The organism is Methylobacterium sp. 1973, from assembly GCF_040545035.1.
Taxonomy (GTDB): Bacteria; Pseudomonadota; Alphaproteobacteria; order Rhizobiales; family Beijerinckiaceae; genus Methylobacterium; species Methylobacterium fujisawaense.
The window spans coordinates 202959-218297 of record NZ_JBEPLA010000003.1 but is presented as its reverse complement, the minus strand read 5'-3'; the positions used below and the strand labels follow the sequence as shown (position 1 = coordinate 218297).

Below are 15339 nucleotides of genomic sequence, written 5' to 3'. Positions count from 1 at the left end.
ATGCGCGACCCCCGGCCATCCCCGTCGGGGCCGCTGACGCGGCTCTTCAGGATGCGGGCGGGGATCGGACGTGTCCATCACCGACGGGCGAGATCGTCGACGGCGAGGTTCAGCGCCAGGACGTTGACGCGCGGCTCACCCAGGATGCCCAGGGTGCGCCCCTCGATCCGGGCGGTCACGAGGTCGCGCAGCTTGTCCTCCGGGATGTTGCGGGCCTTGGCGACGCGGGGAACCTGGAAGTAGGCGGCCTCGAGCGAGATGTCCGGATCGAGGCCGGAGCCGCTTGCCGTCACGAGATCGACGGGCACCGGGACGCTCGGATTCTCGGCCTTCAGCGCTTCGACATCGGTCTTCACCCGCTCCGCCAGCGCCGCGCTGGTCGGCCCGAGATTCGAGCCCGAGGAATTGGCCGCGTTGTAGGGCGCCGGCACCGTCTTGGAGGCGTCGGCGGGGTCCGGCGCCGTCGTCGCGGAGGGCCGGCCGTGGAAGTAGCCGGCGCCGGTGAAGGTCTGGCCGATCAGGCTGGATCCGATGACGGTGCCGTCGCGCTCGATCAGGCTGCCGGCGGCCTTGGCGGGGAAGATGGCGCCGGCGAGGCCGGTCATCGCGAGGGGGTAGGCGAGGCCGGTGATCGCGGTCAGCGCGGTGAGCAGGACCAGGGCGGGGCGAAGCTGTTTCAGCATGGCGGGTCTCCGATGGACCGGTTCAGACGAGGTGTAGGGCGCTGACGGCGAGGTCGATGGCCTTGATGCCGACGAAGGGCACGAGGACGCCGCCGAGCCCGTAGATCAGGAGGTTCCGGCGCAGCAGAGCGGCCGCGCCGACGGCCCGGTAGGTGACGCCGCGCAGGGCCAGCGGGATCAGCGCCACGATGATCAGCGCGTTGAAGATGATCGCCGACAGGATCGCGCTCTGCGGCGAGGCGAGGCCCATGATGTTGAGCGCCTGGAGCTGCGGATAGAGGCCCAGGAACATCGCCGGGATGATGGCGAAGTACTTGGCGACGTCGTTGGCGATCGAGAAGGTCGTCAGCGCGCCGCGGGTCATCAGCAATTGCTTGCCGATGCCGACGATCTCGATGAGCTTGGTCGGGTCGCTGTCGAGATCGACCATGTTGCCGGCCTCGCGGGCCGCCACGGTCCCGGTGTTCATCGCGACGCCGACATCGGCCTGGGCGAGGGCGGGGGCGTCGTTGGTGCCGTCGCCGCACATGGCGACGAGCTTGCCGTCCGCCTGCTCCTTGCGGATCAGCGCGAGCTTGTCCTCCGGGGTGGCCTGGGCAAGGAAATCGTCGACGCCGGCCTCCGCCGCGATGGCAGCCGCAGTCATCGGGTTGTCGCCGGTGATCATCACCGTGCGGATGCCCATCTGGCGCAGCTCCGCGAAGCGCTCGCGAATGCCGCCCTTCACAATGTCCTTCAGGTAGACCACGCCGAGCAGCCGCCCGTCCTGCGCAACCGCGAGGGGCGTGCCGCCGGCCTTGGCGATCTCCTCCGCGATGGCGCGGATCTCCTTGACGGCACCCGTCTCCGGAGCCGGCTGGAAGGCGAGGGCGGCGTTCGAGCCCCGGCTCGCCACGGGCTGGCCGGACAGGGACGCGATCACGGCGTCGACCGCGCCCTTGCGGATCGAGGCGCTCTCCAGATCGACGCCCGACATGCGCGACTGCGCGGTGAACGGCACGAAGGTGGCGTTGAGACCCGCCATGTCGCGGGCGCGGATGCCGTACTTCTCCTTGGCCAGGACGACGATCGAGCGGCCCTCCGGCGTCTCGTCCGCCAGGGAGGCGAGCTGCGCCGCGTCGGCGAGCTCCTGCGCGCTCACGCCGGAGACCGGGCGGAACTCGGTGGCCTGCCGGTTGCCGAGCGTGATCGTGCCGGTCTTGTCGAGGAGCAGGGTGTCGACGTCGCCCGCCGCCTCGACGGCGCGGCCCGACATGGCGAGCACGTTGAAGCGCACCAGCCGGTCCATGCCGGCGATGCCGATCGCCGAGAGCAGCGCGCCGATCGTCGTGGGGATCAGCGTGACGAACAGGGCTACGAGGACGATCACGGGGATCGAACCGCCCGCGTAGCTCGCGAAGCTCGGGATCGAGGCCACCGCGAAGACGAACACGATGGTGAGCCCGGCGAGCAGGATGTTCAGGGCGATCTCGTTCGGCGTCTTCTGCCGCGAGGCGCCCTCCACCAGGGCGATCATCCGGTCGACGAAGGTCGAGCCGGCCGCCGCGGTGATGCGGACCTTGATCTCGTCCGAGAGAACCTGCGTGCCGCCGGTCACCGCCGAGCGGTCGCCGCCGGATTCGCGGATCACCGGGGCGGATTCGCCCGTGATGGCGGCCTCGTTCACGGAGGCCACGCCCTCGATCACCTCGCCGTCGGAGGGGATCAGGTCGCCGGCCTCGACCAGGACGACGTCGCCGACCTTGAGGGCGGTGCCCGGCACCGTCTCGTAGGCCCGGCCCGCCCCCTTGAGGCGCTTGGCCGTCATCTCGGTGCGGGTGCGCCGCAGGCTGTCGGCCTGGGCCTTGCCGCGCCCCTCCGCGAGGGCCTCGGCGAAGTTGGCGAAGATCAGGGTGAACCACAGCCAGAGGATGATCTGGCCGGAGAAGGCCAGGTCGTTGCCGCCGGTGACGAGGTCGCGGGCGAACAGGACCGTGGTGAGCGCCGCCACGACCTCGACCACGAACATGACCGGGTTGCGGATCATGGCGCGGGGATCGAGCTTCCTGACGGAGCCGATGAGGGCCGGCCCGATCAGGGCGGCACTGAACAGGGATGATGTCTGACGCGACATGGAAGATGTCCGGAAGGGGTGGGGAGCCCGGCGCGGCGCGCCGGGCGCTTTTGGGATCAGAGGGCCAGCCTGCCGGCCGTCAGTGCGTAGGCGGCCAGGAGGGCGAAGCCGCCGAGCAGGACGACGCCGAGGAGCGCCAGGACGAGGTCCGACGTCCGCAGGGGCGGGGCACCGGCGCGGTCGCGCCGGTGGGGCTGCCGGTGCAGCACGAGGTGGTGGCGCGCGACGCGCCGGGCGGGGAGGGCGCGCGGCATCTCAGCCCCCCGTCGCGAAGGTCTGGCCGGCCGCGCCCGCGAGGTGCTCGACCACGGGGCCCAACGCCAGGGATGGGAAGAAGGTCAGGCCGCCGATGATGAGGATCACGCCGACCAGCAGCCCGACGAACAAGCCGCCATGGGTCGGGAACGTGCCCGCCGAGGCCGGGACCGTCTTCTTGGCAGCAAGCGAGCCCGCGATGGCCAGGACCGGGATCTTCACGAAGAACCGGCCGACCAGCATGCCGATGGCCAGGGTGCTGTTGTAGAACAGCGTGTTGGCCGTCAGCCCGCCGAAGGCCGAGCCGTTGTTGGCCGCCGCCGACGTGTAGGCGTAGAGGATCTCCGAGAAGCCGTGCGGGCCGGCATTGGCCGGGCCGGCGAGGCCCGCCGGCACCACCGTCGCCAGGGCGGTGAAGCCCAGCATCATTAGCGGCAGGCAGAGGATGCCGAGCATGGCCATCTTCACCTCCTTCGCCTCGATCTTCTTGCCGAGGTATTCGGGGGTGCGGCCGACCATCAGGCCCGCCACGAAGATCGCCACGATCACGAAGATCAGCATGCCGTAGAGGCCGGCGCCGACGCCGCCGATGATGATCTCGCCGAGCTGCATGTTGAGCAGCGGGATCAGGCCGCCGAGCGCCGTGAACGAGTCGTGCATGGCGTTGACGGCGCCGCAGGAGGCCGCCGTGGTGATCACCGCGAACAGCGCCGAGGCGGCGATGCCGAAGCGGGTCTCCTTGCCCTCCATGTTGCCGCCGGTCAGCCCGAAGCTGTTCAGGACGGCGCTGCCGTGGGCCTCGGCCCAGTAGGTGACGAGGACGCCCGCGAGGAACAGGATCCCCATGGCGCCGAGGATCGCCCAGCCCTGGCGCTCGTCGCCGACCATGCGGCCGAAGACGTTGGTCAGCGCGGCGCCGATCACGAAGATCGAGACCATCTGGACGAAGTTCGACAGGGCGGTGGGGTTCTCGAACGGGTGCGCGGCGTTGGCGTTGAAGAAGCCGCCGCCATTGGTCCCGAGCATCTTGATCGCCACCTGGCTCGCCACCGGTCCGAGTGCGAGGGTCTGGTGCGCGCCCTCCAGGGTCGTGGCATCGACGTAGGCGCCGAGCGTCTGCGGCATGCCCTGCCAGACGAGGAACAGCGTGTAGGGCACGCAGATCGGCAGCAGCACGTAGAGGGTGGCGCGGGTCACATCGACCCAGAACGAGCCGATCGTGCCCGACGAGGCGCGGGCGAACCCGCGGATCAGCGCCACCGCCACCGCGATGCCGGTCGCCGCCGACAGGAAGTTCTGGTGCGTCAGCCCCAGCATCTGGGAGAGGTACGAGAGCGTGGTCTCGCCGCCGTAGGACTGCCAGTTGGTGTTGGTGATGAAGCTGGTCGACGTGTTGAACGCGAGATCCGGCGCCACCGCGGTCTGATCGGCCGGATTGAGCGGCAGCACCGCCTGCAGCCGCAGGATCGCGTACAGCACCGCAAAGCCCAGCACGTGGAACAGGATGACCGCGCCCGTATAGGCCAGCCAGTGCTGCTCCTGGCGGGCATCGATGCCGGACACGCGGTAGAGCCCGCGCTCGACGGGGCCGAGCACGGGTGAGAGGAGGGTGCGCTCTCCGGTGAAGACCCGGGTCATGTACGATCCGAGGGGCTTCACGAGCGCCAGAACGACCGCGCAGTAGAGCGCGATCTGGATCCAGCCGTTGAGGTTCATGGGGGAGATCCGTCAGGGCCGCTCAGAACCGCTCGGGGCGGACGAGGGCGTAGGTGAGGTAGACGAGGAGGCCGGCGGTCACGCAGGCGCCGAGGGCGAGGTCGAGGGTCATGGCGGACTCTCTCAGAGCCGATCGCAGGCGGCCGCGTAGCCGGCCGCGGCGGCAAAGAAGGCGAGCGCTCCGGCGAGGAAGACGATGTCGAGCATGGGGGTCAGGTCCGGTTCGGCGGACCGGCCGCGGAGGTTCCGCACCCGGCCTTGGCCGACCATCAGTGTCGCCTCAAACCGCGTTAGGGTTCGAGCGAGGACCGGGGCGGAACTTATAAGGGTCGCGTTAGGATCGTGCGCGTCCGACGAAGCTCGCACGCAACGCGCCGCAGGCTGCCGGCATCGTCAGCCGCGCGGCGCCGGGGCAGAGCGCACGCCACAGCGCCCGATCCAGCCGGATCACGCCCGCGGCCTCGCCGCGAATGCCGCCATAGATCAACCCACAAGCGTGGCAGCGCCCGGCGACGGGCACGATGGGGCAGGCGCAGGGCGCGGCCAAGCCAATCTGCGGCGACCGCCCGGGTGCGGGACAGGACGGCGCTCCGGAGGGCCGGTCGTCCAAATCGAGCGCCGTAACCGAGGCGCTCATCGAGCGGTGAAGGGTTCGGGGATGTTCAGAGCCAGCAGCAGGACCGAGATGGCCGACCAAGCGCCGAGCGTGACGATCATCAGCGCGAAGACGCGGTCGGCCCGACATTCGGCGAGGATATGGCGGAGGATCTGCATGGGGGGGCTCCATCCGGGCATGTGCCCGGTGGCGCGATCACGTCACCGTCGGCCGTGAGGATCCAAGACGGCTGCAGAGCATCCGGCGTAGGGATGTCATCAGGATCGCGAGCGACTGCGAGGTCAGGCGTCCCGTCGTCGGCGGCCGTGGTCTGCGGCTGTGCCGCCGGCGCCGTGGCAAGACCGAGGAAGCTCGGATCGAGTTCGTGCAGGAAGCAGGGCGGCGAGCTGTACGGGCCGACTTCCAGGTCGGCGCATGCGGAAGACGTAACCGTCGGCCCCTGCGGCCGGGATGCGTCTGAAGCCATGATTCGGCCCTTCCCGGTGCGGCTCGTCCGCGCCCGCGGCCGGACATCCGCATCGAAGCGGACGCCGACCTCTGCATCGTCCGTCTCGCGACCGGCCCTATGCCGGTTCGGTCTCGGGCTGCTCGGTCGAACTGAACACGATGTCGCCGGTCCGCTCGCAGATCACGCTCACCGACGTCGCACCCTTCTCCCGGTGCTGGATTGGCAGTTGCGCCAGCGCGTAGGCCGTCGCCGCCTCGAGGTCGCACGGCCAGAGCTTGGTAAAGCTCTCGCGCTTTCCCTTACGAAAAGTGATCTTGTAGGCCATTATTTCCTCCGTTTTCACGGAAGATACACTGTACCTGACGCGACGCGACGCCTCGCCCAGACATGGCACCGATGCGTCCGAGGCGGGCACGGATGATCGGCGGCCGTGACGAACCGGCTGAAATCGACGGTCTGTTTCGAGTTGCCACATCTGTGGGCACATCGTTCACCGCAACGCGACAGCAGTTCTGACGCCGCTTGATCCGACAATTGGACCATGTAACGGTGTCGAATAATGAATAGCCAGGCTTCGGACAACGCGTGTGTCCGGCCTCACGCGGCAAGCCGCGGCGCCCTCGAAGCGTCGTCGTCAGGGTGGTCCGAGCCATGTCTCACACGCCGGCCGGGTCCCCGTTCGAGACGTCTCCGGATGCGGTGGGGGCCGCGATCCGGACCGCCGGATCGCCCGAGGACGGCGTCGCCAGGCACAAGCTCATCGAGGCCATCGAGAGCAGCTCGGAGGGGTTCGCGCTGTTCGATTCGGACGACCGCCTCGTCTTCTGCAACCGGCACTTCCAGGATTTCCATCCCGGCCTGTCGGCGATCATCGTCCCGGGCGTGACGTTCGCGGCCATCGCCCGAGCCGTCGCCGAGACCTGCATCGTGCGCGCGGACGGGACGACGGTCGAGGCGTGGCTGGCGGAGCGGATCGCCCGTTATCGCGCACCGCGCGGGCCGCTTTTCCAGCAGCGCGTCGACGGCCGCTGGGTTCAGGTCAGCGAGCGCAAGATCAACGACGGCGGCGTCGTTGCCGTCTACACCGACGTGACCGAGATCAAGCGTGCCGAGCAGGCGCTCCGGGCGACGCAGGGCCGGCTGACCTACCTGCTGACCGCGTCCCCGTCGATGATCTGCAGTTTCGAGGTGGGCGGCCGCAACGCGCCGACCTTCATCAGCGAGAATGTACGCGATCTCCTCGGCTACGAGCCCGGCGATTATCTGGCCGGACCGGAATTCTGGCTGGAGCGGCTGCACCCCGAAGACCGGGAGCGCGTCCTCGGCGAATTCCCGCATCTGCTCGATCAGGGTCACAACGTCATCGAATACCGGTTCCTGCACGCGAACGGCACCTATCGCTGGGTCCGGGACGAGCAGCGCCTCCTGCGCGATCCGAACGGTCGGCCCGTCGAGGTGGTCGAGTCGTGGAGCGACATCACGGAGCGCAAGGAAGCCGAGCTGGCGCTTCAGAAGCAGACCGCCTTCGTCGAGCTGCTCCAGGCGGCGGCCGCAGCCGCCAACGAGGCGCCGACGGTGGCGGAGGCCCTGCGCTTCTGTCTGGAACGCGTCGCGCACCATGCCGGCTGGCCCCTCGGCCACGCCTACACCCGCGCCGATGACGGAAGCCGGGCCCTCCTGCCGACGGGGATCTGGCATTGCGACACGCCAGAAGGGTTCGCCCGGTTGCGCGCGGCGACGGCCGGGACGCCGCTCGGTCCGGGAACGGGCTTCGCCGGTCGCGTCTTGCTCTCCGGGTCTCCCGAATGGACCCTCGGCGATCCGACGCTGGCCGGAGACCCCCGCGCCCCGGCGGCCGCGCAGGACGGGATCCGGGCGGGCTTCGGCTTTCCCGTGACAGTCGGGCGCGAGGTGGTGGCGGTGCTGGAATTCTTCGCCCGCGATGCATCGCCGCCGGACGCGTCGCTGCTGCGGGTGATGAGCAATATCGGCGCGCAGCTGGGGCGGGTGATCGAGCGCAAGCAGGCCGAGGAACGTCTGCGACAGGCCAAGGAGGCGGCCGAGGAAGCCAGCCGCGCCAAGAGCAGCTTCCTGGCCAATATGAGCCACGAATTGCGCACGCCGCTCAATGCGATCATCGGCTTCACCCGGCTGGTGATGCGCCGGGCGAAGGACGCCCTGCCGGTGAAGCAGTTCGAGAATCTCGAGAAGATCCTGGCGAGTTCAGAGCACCTTCTCTCGCTGATCAACAGCATCCTCGATCTCGCCAAGGTCGAAGCGGGACGGATGGAGGTGAAACCGTCCGACTTCACGCTGGAGCCGGTCCTCGACCTCTGCCTCAGGACGGTCGAGCCCCTCGTCAAGAACGAGGGCGTGCAGCTCGTTCGGGATGTCCGGGATACGCCCGCGACCCTCCGGACCGACGAGGAGAAGCTGCGGCAGATCCTCATCAACCTGCTCAGCAACGCCATCAAGTTCACCGAGGCCGGATCGGTGACGCTGCGCGTCCGTCCGGTTGGCGAGAGTGTCGAATTCGCCGTGATCGACACCGGCATCGGCATTCCCGCCGACGCGCTGAATGCGATCTTCGAGGAGTTCCATCAGGTCGACAACAGCGCCACGCGCTCCCACAGCGGCACAGGCCTCGGTCTGGCGATCAGCCACCGGCTCGCCCGGCTGCTCGGCGGAAAGATCGGCGTCGAGAGCCGGGAAGGGGCGGGGTCGACCTTCACCCTCAGCATCCCGATGCGGATCGCCGGCGCCGCCGAGGGACCGCCGAGTCCGAGGCCGGCGCTCCCGGTAACGCCGGTGTCCCGGTCGGGCGCCAAGCTCGTGCTCGCGATCGACGACGATCCCAACGTCGTCTACCTGCTGCAGGAGAACCTCGCCGATGCCGGCTACACGGTCATCGGCGCGTCGAGCGGCCAGGACGGGTTGCTCAAGGCGCGGGAGCTGCAACCGCGCGCCATCACCCTCGACATCATGATGCCCGGCACCGACGGCTGGCAGGTGCTGCACGCGCTGAAGACCGATCCGCTGACGCGGGACATCCCGGTCGTGCTGATCTCGATCGTCGACCAGAAGGAGCTGGGCTTCCGCCTCGGAGCGACCGACTACATCGTGAAGCCGTTCGAGCGGGAAGCCCTGATCGGCGCCCTCGCGCGGATCGCCCCCGACAATGAGCGCATCCTCGTGATCGACGACGATCCCAACGTTCCCGACCTCGTGCGCCAGCTGCTCAACGCGGAGCAATGCACCGTCGATTGGGTAGCGGACGGGGCGGCCGGCCTGGAGCGTATCACTCAGGCCCGCCCGAGCGTCATCCTGCTCGACCTGCTGATGCCGCGGATGGACGGCCTCGCCTTCCTGGACGCCCTCCAGGCCGATCCGGTCGGCCGGACGATCCCCGTCGTGGTCCTGACAGCCGCATCCCTGGATACGGCCGAGCGCGACATGCTGCGGGAGCGGGTACTCGGACTGATCGACAAGAGCGGTCTCGACCGCGCCGCCCTGGTCCGCGAGGTGCGGCGCGTGCTGCCGGTCCTGGAGCTCGAGGCGGCCGACCGTGACCGATGAGCCGTCGGCTACGCCCTGCGCGCCGGTCCGCTCCCTCGGGGATCAACGCATGAAGCGAATACTTATCGTCGAGGATGTCGAACTCAATCGTGATCTGCTGACTCAATTGCTCGAGGACACGTACGAGCTTGTCATCGCGGTCGACGGCGCCGCCGGGGTCGAGATGGCGATCGCCCACCGGCCCGACCTCATCCTCATGGATCTGTCGCTGCCGCTCGTCGACGGCTGGGAGGCGACACGCCGCATCAAGGCCAACGCGTCCACCGCCGCCATCCCGGTGGTGGCGATCACCGCCAACGCGATGACGGGCGACGAGGATCGGGCGCGAGCGGCCGGCTGCGACGACTTCATGACCAAGCCCGTCGACGAAGACCTGTTGTTCGCCAAGTTGCGGCACTGGCTCGATTGAGCCCGGCCGATCCGGCCGCAGTCTCGCGCCGGAGGGAGAAGAACCTGTGGAGCCAGCCCGCATCCTCATCGTCGACGATGAGCCCTTCAACCTCGACCTGCTGGAACAGGAACTGGAAATCCTGGGCCACACGAGCGTCCGTGCGGCCAACGGACGAGCCGCCCTCGACCGGCTGAGCGAGGAGCCGTTCGACCTCGTCCTCCTCGACGTGATGATGCCGGCTCTCGACGGCTATGCCGTGCTCGAACGGATGAAGGCCCACGAGGCATGGCGCCACACGCCGGTGGTGATGATCTCCGCGCTGATGGAGATCGGCAGCATCGTCCGATGCATCGAACTCGGCGCCTTCGACTACCTCCCGAAGCCCTTCGAGCCGGTGATCCTGGAAGCTCGCATCCGCTCGTGCCTGGAGCGGAAGCGCGCCCATGATCGCGAGATTGCACACCTGCGAACGATCGAGCGTGAGCGCAAGCGGGCCGACGAACTGCTTCATGCCATCCTGCCGGTCTCGGCCGTGTCGGAACTGATGGAGACCGGACAGGTCAAGCCGCGCCTGTTCGGCGACGTCGCCGTCCTGTTCGTCGACCTCGTCGGTTTCACGACCTGGTGCCATGGTCAGACACCGGACGTCGTCGTCGCGGAGATCCAGCGCCTGGCCGAAGCGTTCGAGGTCGTCGCGCAGGCGCGGGGTCTCGAGAACATCAAGACCATCGGCGATGCCTTCATGGCAACGGCGAACCTGCTGCGGGAACATGCCGATCCGGTCACGGCCGCGATCCGATGTGCCGCCGACATGGTGGCGGTCGCGGCGGCCGGAGAGCCCGGCTGGCGGATCCGCGGTGGACTCCATATCGGGCCGGTGGTCGGTGGGATCGTGGGCCGGACGAAGTTCACGTTCGATCTCTGGGGCGACACGGTCAACGTCGCGGCGCGCCTGTCGGGCCTCGGCGAGGGAACCGCGCTGCATCTGTCGCACGCGGCGTTTCTGCGCCTGCCCGACCGGCGGAGCGTCCGGCCGATCGGCGCGGTAACGCTCAAGGGCAAGGGCGCGGTCGAAGTCTATCGCCACGCGCTCGACCCGGGCGATCCGGACCCCGCCTGAAGCGCGTGCGGCTGCGCGCGTCGCCGTCTCGCGCACGGGCCTTCACGGATCGTCCCCACGGGACCTGCTCGGCGGACCTGATTGCACAGCAAGAAGCGGGATGCAGCACCTCTGCGACGCGCCGTACAGCATGTCGCGGAGGAAGAGAGATGACGAGATTTCGATGTGTTCCGATCGAGACGGCGACGGCGGATCGCTTCCGTCGCACGGGCTTCGATGATCGGGGCAACCCGATCCGGCGGATCATGGCGACGGCGAGCGGTCAATTTCCCTGCCGACATTGTCTCAAACTTGCAAAAGCCGGTGAATGCATGCTGTTGGGATCCTACGATCTTCGGCAGCCGCTCGGCATCTACTGGACCCCAAGCCCGATCTTCCTGCACGAGAGGGAGTGCCCGTATACGGAAACGGTCGACGCGGTCGCGCCCATCGTTCATGCGAATCCGCTGGTCTCCGTTCGGGCCTACGACGCCGATCACCTCTGTCTCTACGACCTCGGACAGGTCTGCCCAGGCGGCGATGTCGCGGAGCCGCTTCGACGCGCCCTCGACGAAACGCGGACGCTCTTCGTCAACATCCACACCGCCCGGCCCGGCTGTCTGCTGTCGCGGGTGGAACGGGTGACGGACTGAGCCGGAGCGGGCCATATCGCCCCGTTGCGCGCGCGAACCGCCCGAGTGCTGAGGGCCGTCAGACACAGGGCGCCTTTAGGCCGCGGCGTTCAACGCGTTCTGCGTGTTGATGAAGTCGGGTACGTCGGCCGCCGGAATCGGCCGGCTCAGCAGATAGCCCTGAACCTCCGAGAATCCGCTCGCCCGCAGCCGGGCCAGCTGTTCCGGCGTCTCGACGCCCTCGGCCGTCGTGGTGATCTTCAGGCTGCGACCGAGTTCGGCAACGACGTGGACGATGGCAGCCGCCTCGTCCTTCTCCAAGAGATTCCGGACGAACGACTGATCCAGCTTGATCTTGTCGAAGCGGAAGGTGTTCAGCGAGCTCAGGGATGAGTAGCCGGTCCCGAAATCGTCCATCGAGAATCGCACGCCCAGGCGACGCAGGCGGGTCAGCATATCGAAGCTCGCCTGATCCTGGCTCAGGATCACGGATTCGGTGATCTCGAGTTCGAGCCGCTGGCTCGGCAGTCGGGTCGTGCGCAGGACCTCCTCGACGAACCGGTCGAGATTGCCTTCGCGGAACTGGATCGGCGAGATGTTGACGGCGACACGCTGCTTGCCCGGCCACCCCATCGCGTCCGCGCAGGCCTTTTGCAGGACGTAAGCGCCGAGGGCGTCGATCAGCCCGGTCGCCTCGGCGACCGGAATGAACTCCCCGGGCGAGATCATGCCCCGCTCCGGGTGATGCCAGCGGGCCAGAGCCTCGAAACTGGTCACCGCGTTCGTCGCCAGATCGAACAGCGGCTGATAATGCAGCGCGATCTGGTCGGTCCCGATCGCCAGCCGCAACTCCCGTTCGAGCCAGCGTCGCTGATTCTGGCGTTCCTCCATTTCCGGCTCGAAGACGCGGACGCGCCGGCCACCGTCGGCCTTGGCGGCATAGAGGGCAACGTCGGCGCGACGCAGGAGATCGTCGCCGTCGGCATCGTCCGCCGCGGAGACCGCGAGCCCGAGACTCGCATCGACGGACACGAACTGTCCGGCGAGGATGAACGGCCGCCTGAGCTGGGTGAGGACCTCATCCGCCAGCGCGAGAACGCCGGCCGGTAAATCCGCCTCCGAGAGGACCATGGCGAATTCGTCACCGCCGAGCCGCGCAACGGTGCCGCCGGGCGGGCAGAGCACGGTCAGGCGTCGACCGACCTGCCGGAGCAACTCGTCGCCTGCCGGGTGGCCCAGGGTGTCGTTGATCCCCTTGAAGTCGTCGAGGTCGAGGCAGATCACGGTCACCGCCCGGCCGTCATGCGCATGGCCTGCCAAGGCCGCGGCCAAGCGATCCGCAAGCAGGGCCCGGTTGGAGAGACCGGTCAGGGCGTCGTGGGTCGCGAGATGGGCGATCCGGGCTTGGGCCGTCACGCTCGCGGTGACGTCCTCATGCGTTTCCACCCAGCCGCCATCCGCCATGGGCTCGACGGTGATCTCGACGCATCGCTCGTCCGCGAGCGTCCTGGTCAGAGACCGCCGGTGCGGGCGGCTCTCCGGACCCGACCAATCCGCAAGACCGGCCAGCTGGCGGACATCCGCATGCGTCGGTTCGGCTTCGAGCGCACCCGGAGCGATACTGTAGATCCGGCAGAACTGCGCGTTGAACACCTTGAGGCGACCATGGGCGCCGAACATGCACAGGCCCTGGGACATGTTGTTCAGGGCCGCATCGAATCGCTCGTTCTGCTCCTGCAGCTGCCGCTCGCGCTCCGTCAGGATCGTGTTCTGCCGGAAGACGTCGTCGCGCAGCTGATCCCGCTCCGACAGGGAATGTTCGAGCACGACGACGGCGCGGGCGATGTCGCCGACCTCGTCCGCGCGGTCGATATCGGGCACGCTGACGTGCCAGTTCCCGCGCGCCACCTCGGACACCGTCTGCGTGATGCGCACCAGCGGACGGGTGATCCGGCTGGACAGGATGAGCAGGACCAGGGCGACAAGGCATAGGGTCAGGCCCGCGACGACGCTGAGCGTCCTGAGGAGCGAGCGGGAACTCTCCTCGCCGATGCCGACGACCTTTCCGGTGAGCTGCTGCAACTCACGCAGCGGCGCCGCGACGCAGAGACGGAGATCCGGAAGCTGAGGAAGGCAGCGCGCGACCTTCTCGGCCCCCACGACGGCGTGCAGATCCGCGCCCGAGATGTCGCCGAGCCGCGCGTCGGCGACGTCGGCACCGGCCGAGGAGAGGAGGTTCTGCCCCGACAGGATCAGCACGTCGCGTCCGCTCAGCGATGCGAAGGCAGTCAGGGTCGGCTCGTGCGGTCGCAGGACGCGATAACCGACCAGTCCGCCGATCACGTCGCCGAATTCGTCGAACAGCGGCTGGCCGAAGACATCGGCGACCGCACCGGACTCTTCGGCAGCGAGCGCCTTCGCGAGGCCGTCGTCCCAGCGCAGGGACAGCACAAACCCGTTCGCGTGCTCCCGGTCGTTCCCGGCGATCACGGCGCGCAACGCGGTGGCGACGGCCGTCGTCCCGAAGGCCGCATTGGCGGCGAGGAGATCCGCATCGACGCGGTCGGCGGTGAGGGCGCGCAGGTTGACGTCGAAGGCGATCGCCCCGTCGACATCCGCCAGGGCGAGGGCGGGCCGCATGAGCTCCGACGCCGCCACCGTGTTGCCGGAGAACACAGCCTTCACCACATCCCAGCGCTTTGCCATGGTGGCGAAGCGGCGCTCGACATCCTCGCGCTGCATCGCGAGCCGGGCCGCGGCGAGCTTGGCATCGCTCAGGAGGCGATCGGAGAGCTGGGTTTCGGACCAGGTCGTGACTTCCTGCGCCTGTTCCCGCAACGTCTGCTCGGAGCGGAGAACCACGAGGAAAACGAGAGCCGCGAGTGCGATCGCGGCCGTCGAGAGCGTCGCACCGACGAGGCGGGCGCGCAGGGATCGCGAGAAGACGGTGCCCGTCACGGCTTGAGCGGGGCGCCGCCCCGCTCCGCCATCAACTGCCCGGCGCGATCCGACGTTGCGAAGGCGACGAACGCCGACGCCTCCGCGTCTTTCGTGGCGGTCTTGTAGATGAGCGCCAGGGTCACCGCGCTGGGATAGCCCGGGTCACGCGGCGCCCTGCCGTCGATCGACAGAACCGTGAAATCGCTTGCCAGACCCGGAGAGAAAGGGCCGAATCCAATGGCGCCGGGCGTATCCCGAACGGTCGCGATCGCGTCCTGCGTGGTGGTCGCGGTCTTCGAGCGGCTGGTCAGGACGAGATCACGCCAGCCCGGCATGGTCGCCCGGAGCACCGACAGCGTGCTGTCGGTCTCCTCGCGGCGGACCACCCGGATCTTCAGATCGGGCCCGCCGAGGGCACTCCAGTTGTCGATCCCGCCCGAGAAGACCGCGGCCACCTGTGCGCTCGTCAACGTCGCCACGCCGACACCGCGATGAACGAAGATGGCCGACGGAATTCGGATGAGCGGCACCTCCACGAGGCCCTGCGCCTTCTCCGTCTCGGTGAGCGGACGCGCGACCCGCCCGAGCTTCTGGCGCTCACCGCCCACGCTCGCCACGGCCCCCCCGGAGCCAATGCTCGGGGGAACCGAGACGCGGGCTTGGCCATGCTCCGCATTGTAGGAATCGGCGACGGCCTGGAGCATCTCGATCCCGTCGCCCGTACCCACGATCGGCAGATCCTCCGCCCGGACGCCGGTCGACGCGGTGAGGAGGAGAATGGCGAGCGCGGTAGCGCTTCGAACGTTCGCGAATATGGGGCCCATTGCCGCAGAATGCGTCTCGAATGCTTAACCTCGAGTCACCAACTAG

The 15339-nt window shown here is 68.6% G+C and carries 14 protein-coding genes; 4 read left to right on the top strand and 10 right to left on the bottom strand.

What is annotated here, in order from left to right; all coding sequences use genetic code 11:
- Positions 1 to 77 precede the first annotated feature (77 nt).
- The 8 genes from ABIC70_RS08000 to ABIC70_RS07965 all read right to left on the bottom strand — a co-directional run bounded on the left by ABIC70_RS08000 (position 78) and on the right by ABIC70_RS07965 (position 6156).
- Positions 78 to 683, bottom strand: coding sequence for a K(+)-transporting ATPase subunit C (locus tag ABIC70_RS08000; protein WP_354439387.1), 606 nt, complete (start codon positions 681 to 683; stop codon positions 78 to 80).
- 22 nt (positions 684 to 705) lie between these two features.
- Positions 706 to 2796 carry a potassium-transporting ATPase subunit KdpB gene (kdpB, locus tag ABIC70_RS07995; protein ID WP_043755116.1) on the bottom strand — a complete coding sequence of 697 codons (2091 nt, stop codon included), beginning with the start codon at positions 2794 to 2796 and terminating at the stop codon, positions 706 to 708.
- Between the two features lie 56 nt (positions 2797 to 2852).
- Entirely contained in the window at positions 2853 to 3050 is a 198-nt protein-coding gene (locus ABIC70_RS07990; RefSeq protein ID WP_043354148.1) for a hypothetical protein, read from the bottom strand.
- A 1-nt stretch (position 3051) separates the two neighbouring features.
- Positions 3052 to 4767 (bottom strand): potassium-transporting ATPase subunit KdpA, encoded by a 1716-nt coding sequence (gene kdpA / locus ABIC70_RS07985; protein ID WP_043354149.1) that lies wholly within the window; start codon positions 4765 to 4767, stop codon positions 3052 to 3054.
- Positions 4768 to 4789: 22 nt separating this feature from the next.
- On the bottom strand, positions 4790 to 4879 hold the full coding sequence (locus ABIC70_RS07980; RefSeq protein ID WP_020091582.1) for a K(+)-transporting ATPase subunit F: 90 nt from the start codon (positions 4877 to 4879) through the stop codon (positions 4790 to 4792).
- Between the two features lie 11 nt (positions 4880 to 4890).
- Positions 4891 to 5037, bottom strand: a complete 147-nt coding sequence (locus tag ABIC70_RS07975) for a hypothetical protein (RefSeq protein WP_158498429.1) — start codon at positions 5035 to 5037, stop codon at positions 4891 to 4893.
- A gap of 363 nt (positions 5038 to 5400) precedes the next feature.
- Positions 5401 to 5541 (bottom strand): hypothetical protein, encoded by a 141-nt coding sequence (locus ABIC70_RS07970; protein WP_164706328.1) that lies wholly within the window; start codon positions 5539 to 5541, stop codon positions 5401 to 5403.
- A 405-nt stretch (positions 5542 to 5946) separates the two neighbouring features.
- Entirely contained in the window at positions 5947 to 6156 is a 210-nt protein-coding gene (locus ABIC70_RS07965; RefSeq protein ID WP_043382179.1) for a hypothetical protein, read from the bottom strand.
- Between the two features lie 326 nt (positions 6157 to 6482).
- Here ABIC70_RS07965 and ABIC70_RS07960 point away from each other — a divergent pair, with 326 nt between their 5' ends.
- The 4 genes from ABIC70_RS07960 to ABIC70_RS07945 all read left to right on the top strand — a co-directional run bounded on the left by ABIC70_RS07960 (position 6483) and on the right by ABIC70_RS07945 (position 11550).
- The gene (locus tag ABIC70_RS07960) at positions 6483 to 9407 is read left to right on the top strand and encodes a response regulator (RefSeq protein ID WP_354439383.1); all 2925 of its coding nucleotides are present in this window, start codon (positions 6483 to 6485) and stop codon (positions 9405 to 9407) included.
- 49 nt (positions 9408 to 9456) lie between these two features.
- Positions 9457 to 9816 carry a response regulator gene (locus ABIC70_RS07955; protein ID WP_043346454.1) on the top strand — a complete coding sequence of 120 codons (360 nt, stop codon included), beginning with the start codon at positions 9457 to 9459 and terminating at the stop codon, positions 9814 to 9816.
- A 46-nt stretch (positions 9817 to 9862) separates the two neighbouring features.
- Positions 9863 to 10918: an adenylate/guanylate cyclase domain-containing protein gene (locus ABIC70_RS07950; RefSeq protein ID WP_043382172.1), complete on the top strand. Its 1056-nt coding sequence runs from the start codon at positions 9863 to 9865 to the stop codon at positions 10916 to 10918.
- A 245-nt stretch (positions 10919 to 11163) separates the two neighbouring features.
- Entirely contained in the window at positions 11164 to 11550 is a 387-nt protein-coding gene (locus tag ABIC70_RS07945; protein WP_287089147.1) for a DUF1203 domain-containing protein, read from the top strand.
- Between the two features lie 75 nt (positions 11551 to 11625).
- Here ABIC70_RS07945 and ABIC70_RS07940 read toward each other — a convergent pair whose 3' ends face one another.
- Together ABIC70_RS07940 and ABIC70_RS07935 are read right to left on the bottom strand one after the other, a co-directional pair.
- Positions 11626 to 14487: a putative bifunctional diguanylate cyclase/phosphodiesterase gene (locus tag ABIC70_RS07940; RefSeq protein ID WP_354439381.1), complete on the bottom strand. Its 2862-nt coding sequence runs from the start codon at positions 14485 to 14487 to the stop codon at positions 11626 to 11628.
- A complete protein-coding gene (locus tag ABIC70_RS07935; RefSeq protein WP_354439380.1) occupies positions 14484 to 15293 on the bottom strand; it encodes a PstS family phosphate ABC transporter substrate-binding protein in 810 nt (269 codons plus the stop codon). Before ABIC70_RS07935 ends, ABIC70_RS07940 begins: the two co-directional genes overlap by 4 nt.
- Between the last annotated feature and the right edge of the window lie 46 nt (positions 15294 to 15339).

What these genes read in the sequence shown, in the direction of transcription:
- ABIC70_RS08000 (WP_354439387.1), bottom strand. Translation starts at nt 683, where the DNA reads ATGCTGAAACAGCTTCGCCCCGCCCTGGTCCTGCTCACCGCGCTGACC.
- kdpB (WP_043755116.1), bottom strand. Translation starts at nt 2,796, where the DNA reads ATGTCGCGTCAGACATCATCCCTGTTCAGTGCCGCCCTGATCGGGCCG.
- ABIC70_RS07990 (WP_043354148.1), bottom strand. Translation starts at nt 3,050, where the DNA reads ATGCCGCGCGCCCTCCCCGCCCGGCGCGTCGCGCGCCACCACCTCGTG.
- kdpA (WP_043354149.1), bottom strand. Translation starts at nt 4,767, where the DNA reads ATGAACCTCAACGGCTGGATCCAGATCGCGCTCTACTGCGCGGTCGTT.
- ABIC70_RS07980 (WP_020091582.1), bottom strand. Translation starts at nt 4,879, where the DNA reads ATGACCCTCGACCTCGCCCTCGGCGCCTGCGTGACCGCCGGCCTCCTC.
- ABIC70_RS07975 (WP_158498429.1), bottom strand. Translation starts at nt 5,037, where the DNA reads ATGGTCGGCCAAGGCCGGGTGCGGAACCTCCGCGGCCGGTCCGCCGAA.
- ABIC70_RS07970 (WP_164706328.1), bottom strand. Translation starts at nt 5,541, where the DNA reads ATGCAGATCCTCCGCCATATCCTCGCCGAATGTCGGGCCGACCGCGTC.
- ABIC70_RS07965 (WP_043382179.1), bottom strand. Translation starts at nt 6,156, where the DNA reads ATGGCCTACAAGATCACTTTTCGTAAGGGAAAGCGCGAGAGCTTTACC.
- ABIC70_RS07960 (WP_354439383.1), top strand. Translation starts at nt 6,483, where the DNA reads ATGTCTCACACGCCGGCCGGGTCCCCGTTCGAGACGTCTCCGGATGCG.
- ABIC70_RS07955 (WP_043346454.1), top strand. Translation starts at nt 9,457, where the DNA reads ATGAAGCGAATACTTATCGTCGAGGATGTCGAACTCAATCGTGATCTG.
- ABIC70_RS07945 (WP_287089147.1), top strand. Translation starts at nt 11,164, where the DNA reads ATGGCGACGGCGAGCGGTCAATTTCCCTGCCGACATTGTCTCAAACTT.
- ABIC70_RS07935 (WP_354439380.1), bottom strand. Translation starts at nt 15,293, where the DNA reads ATGGGCCCCATATTCGCGAACGTTCGAAGCGCTACCGCGCTCGCCATT.